The sequence below is a fragment of the Haliscomenobacter sp. genome (genome assembly GCF_033763495.1).
In the GTDB taxonomy this organism is placed as follows: Bacteria; Bacteroidota; Bacteroidia; order Chitinophagales; family Saprospiraceae; genus Haliscomenobacter.
This window is the reverse complement of record NZ_JANRKL010000209.1, coordinates 1-15,539: the sequence shown is the minus strand read 5'-3', so window position 1 is coordinate 15,539 and position 15,539 is coordinate 1. Positions and strand designations below refer to the sequence as shown.

The 15,539-nt window shown below is 46.0% G+C and carries 13 protein-coding genes; 11 read left to right on the top strand and 2 right to left on the bottom strand.

What is annotated here, in order from left to right:
* The first annotated feature begins 175 nt into the window (after positions 1–175).
* From SFV55_RS24585 to SFV55_RS24575, 3 genes are all read left to right on the top strand, one after another.
* Entirely contained in the window at positions 176–1,357 is a 1,182-nt protein-coding gene (locus SFV55_RS24585) for a lycopene cyclase family protein (protein WP_320032224.1), read from the top strand.
* The gene (locus SFV55_RS24580) at positions 1,354–2,310 is read left to right on the top strand and encodes a Brp/Blh family beta-carotene 15,15'-dioxygenase (protein WP_320032223.1); all 957 of its coding nucleotides are present in this window, start codon (positions 1,354–1,356) and stop codon (positions 2,308–2,310) included. The genes SFV55_RS24585 and SFV55_RS24580 overlap by 4 nt, the downstream gene beginning before the upstream one ends.
* Before the next feature lie 102 nt (positions 2,311–2,412).
* Positions 2,413–3,162 (top strand): bacteriorhodopsin-like, encoded by a 750-nt coding sequence (locus SFV55_RS24575; protein ID WP_320032222.1) that lies wholly within the window; start codon positions 2,413–2,415, stop codon positions 3,160–3,162.
* A gap of 240 nt (positions 3,163–3,402) precedes the next feature.
* On the opposite strand, the gene SFV55_RS24570 is transcribed toward SFV55_RS24575, so the two are convergent.
* Both SFV55_RS24570 and SFV55_RS24565 read right to left on the bottom strand, forming a co-directional pair.
* A complete protein-coding gene (locus tag SFV55_RS24570) occupies positions 3,403–4,092 on the bottom strand; it encodes a hypothetical protein (RefSeq protein ID WP_320032221.1) in 690 nt (229 codons plus the stop codon).
* Complete coding sequence (locus SFV55_RS24565) at positions 4,085–4,801, bottom strand: hypothetical protein (protein ID WP_320032220.1); 717 nt, start codon at positions 4,799–4,801, stop codon at positions 4,085–4,087. Before SFV55_RS24565 ends, SFV55_RS24570 begins: the two co-directional genes overlap by 8 nt.
* Before the next feature lie 172 nt (positions 4,802–4,973).
* Between SFV55_RS24565 and SFV55_RS24560 the strand changes: the two genes are divergently transcribed.
* From SFV55_RS24560 to SFV55_RS24525, 8 genes are all read left to right on the top strand, one after another.
* Complete coding sequence (locus tag SFV55_RS24560; RefSeq protein WP_320032219.1) at positions 4,974–6,122, top strand: radical SAM/SPASM domain-containing protein; 1,149 nt, start codon at positions 4,974–4,976, stop codon at positions 6,120–6,122.
* 81 nt (positions 6,123–6,203) lie between these two features.
* Complete coding sequence (locus SFV55_RS24555) at positions 6,204–7,454, top strand: hypothetical protein (RefSeq protein WP_320032218.1); 1,251 nt, start codon at positions 6,204–6,206, stop codon at positions 7,452–7,454.
* 129 nt (positions 7,455–7,583) lie between these two features.
* Entirely contained in the window at positions 7,584–8,357 is a 774-nt protein-coding gene (locus tag SFV55_RS24550; RefSeq protein WP_320032217.1) for an SDR family oxidoreductase, read from the top strand.
* Between the two features lie 37 nt (positions 8,358–8,394).
* Complete coding sequence (locus SFV55_RS24545) at positions 8,395–9,279, top strand: alpha/beta hydrolase (RefSeq protein ID WP_320032216.1); 885 nt, start codon at positions 8,395–8,397, stop codon at positions 9,277–9,279.
* Positions 9,280–9,384: 105 nt separating this feature from the next.
* Positions 9,385–10,275 carry an alpha/beta hydrolase gene (locus SFV55_RS24540; protein WP_320032215.1) on the top strand — a complete coding sequence of 297 codons (891 nt, stop codon included), beginning with the start codon at positions 9,385–9,387 and terminating at the stop codon, positions 10,273–10,275.
* A 25-nt stretch (positions 10,276–10,300) separates the two neighbouring features.
* Positions 10,301–11,506: an MFS transporter gene (locus SFV55_RS24535; protein WP_320032214.1), complete on the top strand. Its 1,206-nt coding sequence runs from the start codon at positions 10,301–10,303 to the stop codon at positions 11,504–11,506.
* Between the two features lie 706 nt (positions 11,507–12,212).
* Positions 12,213–14,567, top strand: coding sequence for a TonB-dependent receptor (locus SFV55_RS24530; RefSeq protein WP_320032213.1), 2,355 nt, complete (start codon positions 12,213–12,215; stop codon positions 14,565–14,567).
* A 4-nt stretch (positions 14,568–14,571) separates the two neighbouring features.
* Positions 14,572–15,539 (top strand): PepSY-associated TM helix domain-containing protein (locus SFV55_RS24525; protein ID WP_320032212.1); only part of this gene is annotated, 968 nt, incomplete at its 3' end.

Here is a 15,539-nt window from a genome sequence, read left to right as displayed (position 1 = left end):
GTATTTTAGTGCGCTCTGGCCAGTCTCCTTATCGAGACTGGCCTATTTTCTTCTCGATTCAGAATCAGTTTTTTAGTTGATGATTTGAATTTCATTTGTGTTTTCAAAGTATCAGTTCAAAGTCTAAACCTTTCTTGGTTTATCTTGTCTTATTCGCAATTGCATTAGTAATAAAATGAAACAACACTTCGATTGCATTATCGCAGGAGGAGGTTGCTCAGGTTTGAGCCTTGCTTACTATTTAGTTGAACAAGGCTACCTGGGTGATATCCTTGTATTGGATCGCGAACAGAAGTCCAATAATGACCGTACATGGTGTTGGTGGAGTAAATCACCAACACCATTCGATTCCTTGTTTACCCATCAATGGCAGTATCTAAGGTTTGCGGATTACCATTCACAAAGAATCCAGTCAATTGATCCTTACCGTTATTGTTTGCTTCGCTCAGCAGATTTCTACCATTTCATTCAACAAAGACTAGCGCTCGCACCCAACGTCACTTGTCATCAAGCTGACATCAGAAGTATTGAAGATGCTGAAACTGGTGCAATTGTAAGAACTGAAAACGCCATTTTTTCAGGGGAATCGGTATTCTCCAGCATTCCAAAAAAATCGGCCACAATTGAGCCCAATAAACTTATTCAGCATTTTGCAGGATACTGGATAGAGACAGCTGAGGATTGTTTCGACCCGGGGTGTGCCTCTATCATGGACTTCAGGGTTCCACAACACAACGATACTCGGTTCTGTTATGTACTTCCTACCTCCAGCCGGAGAGCACTCGTAGAGTTCACCGTTTTTTCAACCCAGTTATTGAGCGAAAAAGCTTATACAACAGCGCTTGATAAATACCTGAGTAAAACCCTAAAAATTAAATATTGGGAGGTACTTGAAAAAGAGTTCGGCGTGATTCCTATGCAAATCATGGGAGCTAAGCCCACAAAAAAGCAAGGCCATATCTTCCAAATCGGTACAATGGGTGGAGCAGTTAAGCCATCAACTGGCTACGCCTTTGCGCGGATACAGGAACAAGCCAAACAAGTTGCTCAACAATTGGTCGGCCAGAAAAAACCTGATCCCAGACTCGGACATTCCAAACGATTCGAATTTTACGATCAATTATTGTTGGACATCCTAACCCATCGAGGAAAGTTGGGCGCTCCTATTTTTAGTAAATTGTTTCAGCGGATCGACTTCCCCAAAATCCTCAAATTTTTAGATGAAGATACCCACCTGGGTGAAGAGATCGGAATTTTGGCCAGTTTGCCACCTGTTCCTTTCCTACAGGCTATTTGGGCATTTTATCTTGGTACCAATAAATTCGCAGCATCACCCCCCAATCCTGTTCGCATATGACTGCACGCTACCCACATCTTTATTTTTGGTTGCGTTTGTTTAGTTTATTGCTGGCTGCAATTGTAATTCTGTTGCCAGCTTTGGCTGATAACTTGAGCCTCTTTCTGGCATTGTTCCTGATCATTGGTTTAGGGATACCTCATGGGGCAACCGATCACCGGATTTTTCATGTATTGTTACAGCGAAGGGGTGGGCAGCCAGCCATGCTGGGATTTTACGGTGGCTATTTGGGTTTAATGCTGGTTTATGGATTGTTGTGGTGGTTGAGTCCGGCCTTGGGCTTGTTGATTTTTTTGTTGACTTCTGTATATCATTTTGGCCAGTCCAACTGGAACTATGTGAACCTGAATAGCGGGTTTCAAGCCCTGCTTTATTTGATTCATGGCGCTTTTGTACTCTTTTTGCCCATTTTGGCCCACTTCAAAACGGCTCAGCCCATAGTGGAGTCGATTATTCAACGATCCCTTCCCGAGTTGTCGGCCCTACTCCTCAATGGTAGTATTGGACTGATTATTGTTCTCAACTTGCTAACTATAGGTTTGCTCTGGTTGAAGAGGGAATTGTCCAATCAGGAAGCTTGGGCCGAGGTTTTTAATTTATTCATTTTATTGGTTCTCTTCGTATCCACCCCGCTTTTGCTGGGATTCGCCCTCTATTTTTCTGCTTGGCATGCGTTGAGCTCGATCCAGGATCAAATATCTTTCTTCCGATCACAAAAGCCTGGGTATAAGCTTAAAGATTATGTCAGGGAAGCTTTGCCATATAGCGGGTTAGCAATATTAGGATTGATGATAATGGTCTGGTATTCCCCGTCCATCCAGATGAACGCAACTTGGGGAATCCTGTTCATTTTTCTGTCTTTGGTTACACTACCGCACCTGGTGCTAATCGAAATGTTGTACCAAACTGGTCAATCTGATAAATTTGAATGGAGAGTAGATATTTCAGAATAAGCAACTATGTTTTAATTTTAATTGAAAATTCTGAATTTTTTGAACATTTCAAACGGCTCTTCGTTAAGCATATATTGTATCTTTAATAAACCTTATTACATCATGAATGCATTAGTAATCAACAACTTTCAGCCACTTTTTCTGGCCCAATTGCAGCCTGGAGATTACGTTGGCTTCACCTTTTTTATCGGTTCAATGGCCATGCTGGCCTCAACCGTTTTTTTCTTTGTTCAGATGACCCGCGTGGAAGGGAAGTGGAAAGACTCCCTGCTTGTATCGGCACTGATCACTGGAATTGCGGCTGCGCACTACTTTTACATGCGCAGCTTTTGGGCCGAGAACCAAACTTCTCCAACTGAATTTCGCTACATCGACTGGATTTTGACCGTGCCATTGATGTGTGTTGAATTCTATCTTATCCTAAAGCCTTATGGTGCCAAGCAAAGCCTGATGTGGCGAATGATCTTCTGGTCATTGTGGATGCTTGTAACCGGTTATTTGGGCGAAACGGTTTTCCGTAGCCAGTCCGCTATCTGGGGAGCTATTTCAACCATTGGTTATGCGTTCATTGCTTATGATGTGTGGTTTGGTGGTGCCAGAAAATTGGCAAACAGCTCCGCTGACGTAAATCTACAAACAGCAATGAAAATCCTTGGATGGTTTATTTTTGCAGGTTGGGCTATTTACCCAATTGGTTACATGGCCATCGATGGAGGATTGTTGAGTGGAGTACTGCCAGTTCAGGCTATGGACTTGATCTACAACATCGGAGATGCAGTCAACAAAATCGGCTTCGGTTTGGTAATTTACAGCCTGGCTATCAGCAATCAGAAGGCAACTGCTACTGCTTAAGTAGAACAGTTAGTACTGGTCAATAAAAAAAGCCTACCCCAGGATTTACCATGAAGCAGGCTAAATTGCATTAGTAATAAAGTTGCAATTTATGGACTTTTCAGGATAGGCGAGATTTTTTAACGTTTTTTTATCTTTTGCCAAAAGAGACTAAGCGTTATTGCAATAGAGGGCTGTAAAGGGGATCATTCCTTTACAGCCCTTTTTTATGTCAGCCCTGATTATTTGCGGGGAGAAAATTCAGGATAAATTCAAAAGTAAGATAATGGAATTGTGGGCTAGGGCTTCAAAATCAAACTCCTGCATTTGTGTTAAAAGCAGTCCATCGCGCGCATGCAACAAACGGTTTTGTACTTCAAAAACCCCATCTATGATAAAAATAAAACTGTTTTTGAAAGGGCCATCAAGGATTTGGCTATACTCGGCCCGCCCATCAAACTTGCCAATCAAAAACTGGTAGCCATTGTCCAGCTCAGCCAGTTTCAGCATACCATTTGAATGTTGCCTCAGGTCGAAAGTGTGAAGCTCCAAACCAGTTTTAAAAATAGCCCGGCTCACAACCACGTGGAGATAGCTCACTAAATCCGCCTCAAAGGGGTTTTCAACTGTATACTTCTCTCCCTCCGACAAATTCACCACCAAAAGGGTGCCTGCTTCTACATATCGCCGCGGTTTTCCGCTGTACAACTCTACTGTAATGCCACCTACCAGTGGTAAAAGCATGATATCTGCAGCTTCAGCTGCCTGATGAACCATCCGTTGCCCTCCTGCCAGGGTATCTTCATTAAAAGCCCGCAAAGCCCCGGGGGCTTCGCGGTGTGGATTTTGGTAATCACCATAGTTGAAAGTATGCCAACTGCGATATGATTGATCCGCTTGGGTAATTCCACGCTGCTCGGCCAGATAGATGGTTGCTGGGGATCTATCCATTGACAACGATTGTATGGGTGAGTTCATAACCTGCGGCAACACTGCCTGTTACGGTAGACATTTCTTGCGCCAGGGAATCGGAAAAGATGTTGTCGCTGGTGTTGGATGTATCCTGCTTGCCACGCGTGTAGTAGTTGGTTGCTGTGGTATAAACCGTGTCACACACGCTGGTGGGGAAGGCAATCTGGGTTACCAGGAGTGACTTTCCACTCGCATTGTAAATGTGAACGTGGATGTGTGGTGCTCGCCCGGAATACCAACCAGGGAAAATGCTTGAAAAACCTACCTGCCCATTGGCATCCGTTACCTGACGCCCGCGCAAGAAGTGAACGCTGGTGAAGTCAGCTTGTTGCATACCCGTGCCGCCGTATTCAGAGTAATATCCGTCTTTGTCGCAATGCCAGATGTCGACGATGGCACCTGACATGGCTTCGCAGCCAGTATTGAGGTTTTTGATGTTGATTTTGACGCTGAGGGGTACCCCAGTACGATCCGAACGGATGTCCACCATTTGTAAGGTAGCTGGCGACTTGGTAGGGAAGGGGCCCGCCGTTTCTGTTGGGGAAACAGTACAAGTTCCGCTGGAACTGGATCCATCCGGAGTAACTTCATCCACCAGGGAGTCTTTTTTGCATGAATTAGCCAGGGGTACGATGAAGGCTACGCCCAGGGCCCCCATGCCTTTTTTCAAAAAATCGGTGCGTTGCATGTTGTTGGTTTTTAAAATTCTAGGGAAATACAAGCAGTATAGTAGTATAAGGCGGACTGATATAGATTGTACTCAAAAAAAAAAGCAATTTTTTTGAACCGTTTGTGAAAGACCTGAGTCTTTGTAATTTATGACAAACATCTCCCGTTTTAAAAACATACAAAATCCCACTATGACACAAACTCTTGCCGCCACCTTTCACCTTACGCACCAGTGCAATTTGCGCTGTACTTACTGTTATACCGGAACAAAAGTGCATCGCCCCATGTCGAGGGAGGTAGCTAATAAATCCCTGCTATTTGTACTTGATGAAGCCCGCAAGGCGCAAGTAAAATTCCTGGACATCACTTTTTTTGGTGGCGAACCCCTGATCGAAGCCGAGCTTTTGTTTTGGCTGGCAGATTCCTTTCAGGAAAAATTACCCCCAGGCATGACCCTGTCTTTTCGCATCAGCACCAATGGTACCTTATTGACCGAGACTATGATGCAGGCTCTGGCCCAACGCGACATCTATGTTTCTTTGAGTGTGGATGGAGTTCCCGAGATTCAGGATATCCAACGACCCAACGCTGCGGGTAAAGGCAGTAGTGCAGCGATTGAAAAAGCCATTCCCATTTTGTTGCACAGCAACCCATGTGCGAGCGTCACCACAGTACTTACGCCCAATTCTGCCGGCCATGCGGCGGAATCCATAGACTGGCTCTACCAAAAAGGATTCAGGTATTTCAACCTTACCCTGGATTACAGTGCTGATTGGACGATGGAAGACATGCACCGCTTGGAAAAGAGCTACCACAAACTTGCCCATTGGTACGAGGAAAAAACGCAGCAAAATCAGCGCTTTTACCTCAGCTGTTTTGATGAGCGGATTCGCTCGCACACCCAAGGCCCGCCGGGGCGGGATGAACGCTGCAATTTGGGCCAACGCCAGTTTTCCATTGCTCCCGACGGAGCACTTTATCCCTGTATTCAGTTTGTGACCACCGAAACCTTGCCGGAGTTTATGATTGGTCACGTGCTGCACGGTGGTTTTGATGAAAACTGCCGGGAACACCTGCACAGTTGTTCCGAAAAGCCTAAGGATGCTTGTAGTACTTGCGCTTTGCAGGGGCGGTGCGCCAGTTGGTGCTCTTGTATCAATTTTGCCAGCACTGGCACCGTCACGCAGGCTAGCCCGGTGGTTTGTTACCACGAACGGACCTTGATGCCCTTGGTGGATGCCATGGCCAATCGCCTTTGGCGCAAACGCAATCAACAGTTTTTGCACAAGCACTACAACCCGCTTTATCCCATGATTGATTACCTCGAACACCTGGTATAAACCATGAAAAAACAACTCGAAATCAAACCCGTACTTCGGTACAACAAGGCAAAATACCCCAGGTATACCGATCCAAACCCTTTGGATGATCCCAAAGCTTTGCCTTATCCTTTTTCAAAACGCATGCTTGAATGGGCAATGGCTGTGGGAATTTTTGGGGCTACTTCCATCGAGGGGATGACCCAGGAGGTGGGCAATACTTTTACATTTGATCAAACCGGGCTTCCATATATGCCCGCGATTTATGGCACTGGATTACCCGATAATTTGTCCAATAAAGAAATTCGGGAAATTGTTATGCGTATTTCCAAAGATGAAGGGCTGAATGTTAAAGAAAATGTACCACGGAGGTATAGTGAGGCAGGTTTTAGCCTGGAATTCCCAATTAGTATTTTTGATGAAGATAAAAAGATCGGCTTTGCTATTTTGGATTTCAGCAATATGGATCGAAATTCAATTATTCATGAAGCTTACAAGGAGATTCCAAAGCCAGCAATTAGTGCCCCGAAGATGAAGCTGATGTGGGAACAATTTGCACATGGCAAGCTAGATTTTTTCTTACGTGGCTGGTTGGATTTAGAAAAACAAGCCCTATGGACCAAAGAGGAAAACGATTTTTATAAGCTTTTTGTAAAAACAACTTTTTCATCCCTGTCAACAAAAGAACAAAAGGAGGGAGAGTGGCTGTTTTATAAAATGCTGATCAAAGATAGATTCAAAAAGAATGAAAAAACGTTTTACACAAAGCCAGCTATTGAAAAAGCTTTGCAGGAAGAAAACTGGCTTGCTCTCCAACAAGCCCTTGATTTGAATTTTTTCATCAGCTTATTGCACGAATTTACACGGGAACAAGAAGGAGATGAAAAAGTATTGGAACAATACATCACTGAACAGGAGCGCTGGTTGGCACAAAATCCTGGAAAATCAAGCAACGTTGCTAATGGACTGGCTGAATTAAAAGCCCCATTTGAGGTAGATGCAAAAGTAAAAACTGCCTTGCAAGCACTTTTTCAAAAATATAACCCCAAATGGAAAGAGGTGCTTTTAGACATTCTCAACCAATTTCAAAACAGCCGTTTCAGTTTGGCAGAAATCAAAAATCTGGATTATTGGGCAAAAGAAAAAGAACTGTTTGTAGCACCCATTAGTTTTGACGATGATCGTTTCAAATATTATTACACAGAAGAGAAACTGATGAAAAATGAAGCCCTATTTAAAGATTCTCCTGAATTGCAACGTGCTAAAATGATGACCAAAGAAGCGGCAATAAAACGGTTGGAAGAAAACTTACGCCTATACATCAATTGGGCAAAAAGCCAGGGCAAATATTGAGTTTTGAGTAACATCCAGGCTGAGCAATTGAGTTTGAGGCGAGTCAATGCACGAGGGTGAAATTTTGGCCTTTTCTTCCTATTTTGCCCCCAGAACATTCACTACACCATCGCAACACACCTCAACCTTATGTCCACAACTCCTTCTGCTCAGGTAGCGGTCGTAACTGGTGCCGCCCGCGGTATTGGCTTGGCCATTGCTCATCGTTTTCAGGCAGAAAACTACCATGTCATCATTTTGGACAATGATGAAACTGGCTTGCAACAATGCGAAAAACAACTGAAAGGAAACGGAAATTATTCCTTTGTCCTCTGTGACGTCTCTGATCCAGCGCAAGTACAAACTACTTTTCAGAAAATTCTGACCCAATTCCCCTCCATTCACGCCCTGGTCAACAATGCCGGAATCGCCATTTTTAAACCTGCTGAACAAGTGACTTTTGAAGATTGGAGTGCGGTGATGTCTACCAATCTGAACGGTACTTTTTTGTGCACTCAGGCTGCGCTACCCGGTTTGTTGGAAGCAAAAGGAAGCATTGTCAACATCGCCAGTATTTCCGGGGTGCGCGCCAGTACCCTGCGCATTGCCTACGGCACCAGCAAGGCAGCAATCATGCACCTGACCAAACAGCAGGCGGTGGAGTACGGCAACAAAGGGGTGCGCGCCAACGCCATAGCCCCTGGACCGGTAGAAACCGAAATGGCCAAGCTCGTGCATAGTGCCGATATCCGAACCTCTTACAGCGACGCCATTCCACTCGCGCGGTATGGCACTACTACAGAAATTGCCGATGCGGTTTATTTCTTGTGCAGCCCTGCTGCCGCTTACATCAATGGGCAAATCCTGGCTGTGGATGGCGGTTTTGATGCGGCGGGGGTGGGTTTGCTAAGTTTGCGGGGGTAGTATATTTTTAGATCGTTTTAATCAAAATCTTACAACCATGTTGTACTCAAAAAACTGCCGTTTTACACTATTGGTCACTCTTTGTCTTTCCTGCTTTTGGAGTCACGCCGCCAAAGTCGACAGCTTGGAAGTGTTCAGCGCGTCCATGAACAAAACCTACAAGGCTGCAGTGGTGGTGCCTAATTCATATGCCACCAGTAAAGCCACTTATCCTGTATTGTACCTGCTGCACGGCGGGGGCGGCCATTTCCGGGACTGGCTGACTTCCACCCCCGATAAAATGCTGGTCAAAAACCTGGCTGATCAATACAACCTGATCATCGTGATGCCCGAAGGTGAAACCTTTGCTTGGTACCTGGATAGCCCTGCTAATCCAAATAGCAAATTTGAAACCCACATCATCAAGGAAGTCATTCCCAAAATTGATGGCACTTACCGTACGGTACGCAGCAATAAAGGCCGCGTAATCACTGGCCTCTCCATGGGTGGGCATGGAGCCATGTACCTTTCTACCCGACATCCTGATTTATTCTGTGCAGCAGGCTCCATGAGTGGCGCCTTGGACATGAACTGGACCAAATTTAAGATCAATGAAGATTTCGCCAAGTCCCTTAAAAATGGCTTCCAGCAATTAATGGGCAGCGATGACCCCACGAATGATGTTTATTTTAAAAACTCCATTGTCAATATGGTCGAAACCATTAAAAAGAATGCTTTGCCCATCATGATTGACTGTGGGGTAGACGATTTTTTGGTTGACATCAATCGGGAACTGCACCAACGCTTGGTGTACAACAACGTACCGCATGACTACATCGAAAGACCTGGTGGACATACTTGGGGGTATTGGGAGAATGCTTTACCGTATCACCTCTTGTTCTTCCACAAGATTTTAAAAGGCCACGGAGTAACGGTGAATTAAAAGCCGACTTGGAGCGGTGACTCAAGTTCAAAAACAATTTAAAAAGAAACCTGGCCGGCTACTGTTGCATTGGCTTAGCGCATGTTTAATCAAATTTTCACCATTATGTTGTGCTCAAAAAAATATCGTTTTGCCCTTTTGCTGATCTTAAGTCTATCTGTATTTTCCACCTTTGCTGCCAAAGTAGATACCTTGGAAGTACCCAGCGCATCCATGAATAAATCCTACAAAGCAGCAGTGGTGTTGCCAGATTCTTATGTCAACGGTAAAAACAAAGCAGCTTATCCGGTCATGTATTTGTTGCACGGTGCCAGTGCACATTTTCGCAACTGGCTGACTTCAACCCCGGATAAAATGCTGGTAAAAAACCTGGCAGACCAGTACAACCTGATCATCGTAATGCCCGAGGGAGAAATCTACAGTTGGTACCTGGACAGTCCTGTGAACCCCGAAAGCAAATTTGAAACCCATATCATCAAGGAAGTGATTCCTAAAGTGGATGCCACCTATCAGACCGTAGCCAATAAAAATGGCCGGGTGATCTCCGGGCTTTCCATGGGTGGACACGGCGCAATGTATCTTTCGATCCGCCACCCTGAACTTTTTTGCGCAGCCGGAACGATGAGTGGTGCCATGGACATGAACTGGAGCAAATACCGCATTAGTGAATCCTATTTCCAATCTTTGCGAGACCGCTTTCAAAAACTCCTGGGTACTTCCGATCCCAACAGTGAAATCGTGGCCAAACACTCCGTAGTAAACATGGTGGAGGCCATCAAAAAAAATGCACTGGCCATTGTAATTGATTGTGGGGTGGATGACTTTTTGATTGATGTAAACCGGGAGCTACACCAACGCCTGCTGTATAACCAGGTGCCGCACGATTACACCGAAAGACCTGGCGAACACACCTGGGAATATTGGCAAAATTCCTTGCCTTACCATGTTTTCTTTTTTCACAATGTTTTGAGAAAGAACGGGTCGACGGTAAATTAGTACCTGGCAGAACAAATCATAAAAGATGAAAAGACATATCTGGCTGGCCATTATTGCTTCGGCGTTGGGCTTTTTTGTTGATTTATACGACATCATTATTCTTAGCATCGTACGTGCCAAAAGCCTCCTGGCGATGGGTGTACCTGAAGCGGAGCTGCTTTCCAAAGGGGTTTCCCTGATCAATATTCAAATGGTGGGCATGTTGATCGGCGGCTTTGTGTGGGGCATCATTGGGGATAAATTCGGGCGACTTTCGGTGTTGTTTGGCTCGATTATTCTGTACTCCACGGCCACTTTTGCGAATGCTTATGCGGCTAATTTTGAAACCTACCTTTTGCTGCGCTTCTTGGCTGGCCTGGGTTTGGCTGGCGAATTGGGAGCTGCGATTACCCTGGTTACCGAACAAATGCCCCAAAAATACCGGGGCATTGGTCCGGCCATCATCGCGGGTTGTGGCATGTTGGGCGCGATCGTGGGGGCATATGTGGGGGGCAGGTACTCTTGGCAATTCACCTACCAGTTGGGCGGCGCGATGGGTTTTGTGCTGTTGATTCTGCGTTTGGGTGTACTCGAATCGGGGCTTTTTAATCAGATGAAAGAAAAAACGACGCTAAAGGGCGACTTGCGGCTCTTATTCAAAAACCGCGACTACATCCGAAGATACATTAGCATTTGTATCATGGGTTTCCCCTGTTGGTTTATGAATGGGGTAGTAATGACCTTTACCCCAGAGATTGGTAAAGCCTGGGGGATGGATCCATTGCCCTCCGTATCGGTAGTGTTTACCTTCTTTTTTATCGGTTTTACTTTTGGGGATTTAACGGGTGGTTTTGTTAGCCAGTATTTAAAAAGCCGCAAAAAGGCCATCCGTGCTTATCTCAGCATGTACGGATTAGGGATGGTAGCTTTTTTTCTCTTTGGCCGTTATTCCTTGACTTTGTATTACAGCATTTTTCTTTTTGTTGGCTTTAGTGCGGGGTATACGATTGTTCTGCTTACCCTGGCCGCCGAGCAGTTTGGGACCAACATTCGTGCTACAGTGACGACTTCGGCCTTGAATTTGATTCGAGCTACGGTGATTCCGCAGGCTACCTTATTTGGAATACTGAGCCCGAGTATTGGCGCGGCCAATGCCGCCATGGTGGGTGGGGTGATTGCGATTGTGGTGGCATTCTGGGGCTTAGGGAATTTGGAGGAGACCTTTGATAAGGATTTGAATTATACAGAGTGAGGCAGGAAGGGCACCCAAAACATAAGTCATCGTGAATTTTTGAAAAGCCAAAATCGGGCTAAAATCTAATCGCGGAGCGATTGAATTTTGAATAGCGGCAGTCGTCTGCGGTAAAAAGAACAAAACAATGTATCATAACCGCGGCAGCGGTTGAATTTTCAATGGATTATGTTCAACCACTACCGTGGTTGTGAACGCCGCGTATCCGCTATAATCCGCAGACGACTGCGGCTATTCAAGATTAAACCGCTGCTGCGGTTGGGTTTTTAAACCTTGAGATTTATGTTCTGAAAACGCTGAAGTGCTACCCAATTGTGAGTAAATGTTAGGTAGGTTTTGTAGTGGAGCGTATACCTAAATATTTGCTAGGGAGTGGTGTACTTGGCCCAGTATTAAGCAAGACAAGATTTGAGTAAAATAGAATCTAGTAGTTAAAATTATTGATTGTCAATTATTTATTTGATCGATTTTTTAAAAAAGGATAAAAAATTGCTGAATAGTTAGGTAGCTACTCTTTCTGATCCCATACCTAACAATCGGAATTCTGAATTCCGCATTCTACCACTCGCATTTCCCCTCTCCAGATCTCTCGCTTGCAAAAAATCATATGATCCTTATTTTTGCGACATTGTTTAGAATTAGTCTTAATAAACAAAAGCTGAAGCCGCATCTACCAGCGCTTCAATTTTACCGCAACTTCTGGATCATGAGCAATTTTAACTTTTTTCCTATTCTGGTTCTAATGGTTGGTTTGAGTTGCAGCATAGCCGCTCAAACGGGAAACATCCAAGGCCGTGTCAGCACCAGCGATGGTCAAGCCGCTGAATTTGTCAACATCATTCTAAAAGGTACGGGCAAAGGTGCCACTGCCGATGCAGCAGGTGCCTACCACATCGAGGGCATAAAACCTGGCACTTATACCCTCCAGGCCAGCTTTGTAGGATTGAGTACCGAAAGCCAAACAGTGGAGGTGCTAGCTGGTCAAACCACCAATCTTGATTTTACCCTTTCTACCAACAGTGAAGACCTTAAAGAGGTAGTGGTCACTGCCAACCCCAGCAAATACGTCACCGATTATCCTTCCATCTCCCTGCGCTTAAAAACGCCCTTGCTTGAGGTACCACAAAACATTCAGGTCATTACGCGTCAAACCCTGCAAGACCAGCAGATTTTTGACATGCAGGAAGGGGTAATCCGCAACGTGAGTGGTGCCACCCGCTCAGAGCACTGGGAAACCTACGCCCGCATTGTGATGCGTGGCGCACGAATAGCCGCCTTTCGCAACGGCATGAACGTGCAGGAAACCTGGGGCCCACTCACCGAAGACATGAGCATGGTAGAACGCATCGAATTTGTCAAAGGTCCGGCTGGATTTATGCTGGCCAGTGGCGAACCCAGTGGTTTTTACAATCTGGTTACCAAAAAACCAACGGGCATTCGCAAGTCGGAATTGGGCATGACCGTAGGCAGCTTTGGCACTTACCGGACCACCTTGGACTTCGACGGCTTGTTGGACAAAAGTGGCAAAGTCCAATACCGCCTCAACTTGATGGGCCAACTCAAAGGCACCCAGCGCAGTTTTGAATACAACAACCGGGTATCCATTGCGCCAGTTGTGAAGTTTCAAATCAATCCCAATACTTCCCTAACGGCTGAATACACTTACCAGGGGGTGAACATGTCGCCAATTGGCTCGAACTACATCTTTTCGCCCAAAGCCCTGGGTGACCTGCCCGCCAATTTCACATCTCTGGAAGCGAACATGAAGCCAGTAGAGATCAAGGACCAATCGATTATTGTGACTTTTGCACACAGCATCAACAAAAACTGGAAATTCACCGGACAGCTGGCCTACCTGAATTTTAATCAGGAAGGTTACAGCCTTTGGCCCTCGGGTTTCAAAGGAGACACCCTGCTACGCGCCGCTTCCAACTGGGACATTTTGGGTCAAACCCGCGTCGGCCAGTTTTTTGTAAACGGCGATGTGGCTACTGGAAGCATCAAACACCGGATCTTGGCCGGCCTGGACATGGGTGACAAAGACTACTACCACGACTGGGCTCAAGGCGGTGCCATCACCGGTTCCGCTGGATTCAATGTGTACAATCCGGTTTACGGCACCGTGCCTGCCAGTGCTTATCCGACCTACAATCGTACGCTGAGCATTCGGGAGCGTGGGGTTCACTACAACAACCTCTACACCGCCGTGTACATCCAGGACGAAATTCACCTGCTTGAGGATAAGTTGAGGCTGACCTTGGCAGGAAGATTCACAACCACAGGCGACGAAGATCCTTATTCCGGCAAAGTGGCGGCTGAAAAATTCACCCCAAGAGTGGGTCTGAGCTATTCCTTGAACAAAAATACCAGTGTTTATGCAGTGTTCGATCAAGCTTTTGTGCCTCAGGCTGGCGCCTCCTTTGCTGGCGAAAAATTTGATCCGATCACGGGCAACAATCAGGAAATTGGCCTCAAGCGCGAATGGTTGCAAGGCCGCTGGACGGCTACTGTAGCGGCTTATCGCATCACCAAAAACAATGTACTGACTCCCGATCCTGACCACCAATATTTCTCTATTCAATTGGGACAAACCCAAACCCAAGGCCTGGAATTCGACGTACGCGGCCAGTTGTTGCCCGGTCTGGAAGCAACCTTGAACTATGCCTTGACCGATGGGCGCGTGACCAAAGACACCGAAAACAATCAGGTGGATAAACAATTACCCGGTACCGACAAACACATCGCCAATGCCTGGTTTACTTATCGCGTGCAAAGTGGTGCTGTGAAAGGTTTGGGCATATCTCTGGGGGCTTCACACGCAGCAGGTCGCACGGCCTGGTATGGGGCTTACGATCGCTCACTGGACCCGACGATGCCTGATTACACCCGTTTTGATGGTGCCTTATCCTACCAATTCGACAAATTTGGGGTAGCCTTGAATGTCAACAACATCTTCAATGCCGACCTGTTGTCTGGTGCTTATTACTCCTGGAGCAAATTTTACTACTGGCAGGCGGAAGCCTATCGCAATGCCCGCTTGAGCTTTAACTACAAATTCTAGTTCCATGACTTTTAAAAAAATCATAGGGAAAGTACACCTCTGGCTCGGACTCACGTCCGGGTTAGTGGTGTTTATCGTGGCCATCACGGGCTGTTTGTATGCTTTCAAAGACGAAATTGAAAATGCCAGCGAACCCTATCGACGGGTGAGCCCATCGGCAACCAACTTCCTACTTCCTTCTCAATTAGCGGCCATTGCCAAAAAGGAGTTGCCCGAGCGGCAACTCCACGCCGTCAAGTACAATGGCAAAAACAAGGCCGCAGAAGCCATCTTTTACCATTACGAGCCCACTTATTACTACATCGTTTACCTCAATCCTTATGATGGCAAGGTGCAAAAGGTAAAGGACATGGAATGGGGCTTTTTTCACTTCATCCTCGATGGCCATTTTTACTTGTGGTTGCCACCTCGCATAGGGCAACCCTTGGTGGCCTCCTTTACGCTGATTTTTTTGGTCATGCTCATTTCGGGCCTGGTTTTATGGTTTCCGATCAACAAAGCGGCCATCAAACAACGCTTTTGGTACCGTTGGAAAAAAACGACCCAGTGGAAGCGCAAAAACTACGACCTGCACAATGTTTCGGGGTTTTATGTGAGTTTGTTGGCCCTGGTTTTTGCTGTGACGGGCCTGGTATGGGGATTTACCTGGTTTGCACAAGGCTATTACACGGCGATGGGGGGCAAAAAATCCCTACTTTATGTAGATCCAGTTTCGGCAAAAAATCCAGCGATCCTCCCCAATGCGCAGTCGCCTTTGGACAAGGTTTGGTTAAAAATGCGGGCGGAATACCCCGGTGCTAAAAGTATCGAGGTACATCCGCCCGAAACGGATTCTTCCTCCATTGCAGCCAACGCCAATTTCCAGGAAGGAACTTACTGGAAAACGGATTACCGTTATTTCGATCAATACTCTTTGCAGGAAATGTCCGTGGTACACATCTATGGGCGGCTCAAGGACGCGAACGTGGCCGA

What these genes read in the sequence shown, in the direction of transcription:
- SFV55_RS24575 (WP_320032222.1), top strand. Translation starts at nt 2,413, where the DNA reads ATGAATGCATTAGTAATCAACAACTTTCAGCCACTTTTTCTGGCCCAA.
- SFV55_RS24530 (WP_320032213.1), top strand. Translation starts at nt 12,213, where the DNA reads ATGAGCAATTTTAACTTTTTTCCTATTCTGGTTCTAATGGTTGGTTTG.
- SFV55_RS24545 (WP_320032216.1), top strand. Translation starts at nt 8,395, where the DNA reads ATGTTGTACTCAAAAAACTGCCGTTTTACACTATTGGTCACTCTTTGT.
- SFV55_RS24540 (WP_320032215.1), top strand. Translation starts at nt 9,385, where the DNA reads ATGTTGTGCTCAAAAAAATATCGTTTTGCCCTTTTGCTGATCTTAAGT.
- SFV55_RS24565 (WP_320032220.1), bottom strand. Translation starts at nt 4,801, where the DNA reads ATGCAACGCACCGATTTTTTGAAAAAAGGCATGGGGGCCCTGGGCGTA.
- SFV55_RS24560 (WP_320032219.1), top strand. Translation starts at nt 4,974, where the DNA reads ATGACACAAACTCTTGCCGCCACCTTTCACCTTACGCACCAGTGCAAT.
- SFV55_RS24535 (WP_320032214.1), top strand. Translation starts at nt 10,301, where the DNA reads ATGAAAAGACATATCTGGCTGGCCATTATTGCTTCGGCGTTGGGCTTT.
- SFV55_RS24550 (WP_320032217.1), top strand. Translation starts at nt 7,584, where the DNA reads ATGTCCACAACTCCTTCTGCTCAGGTAGCGGTCGTAACTGGTGCCGCC.
- SFV55_RS24570 (WP_320032221.1), bottom strand. Translation starts at nt 4,092, where the DNA reads ATGGATAGATCCCCAGCAACCATCTATCTGGCCGAGCAGCGTGGAATT.
- SFV55_RS24585 (WP_320032224.1), top strand. Translation starts at nt 176, where the DNA reads ATGAAACAACACTTCGATTGCATTATCGCAGGAGGAGGTTGCTCAGGT.
- SFV55_RS24580 (WP_320032223.1), top strand. Translation starts at nt 1,354, where the DNA reads ATGACTGCACGCTACCCACATCTTTATTTTTGGTTGCGTTTGTTTAGT.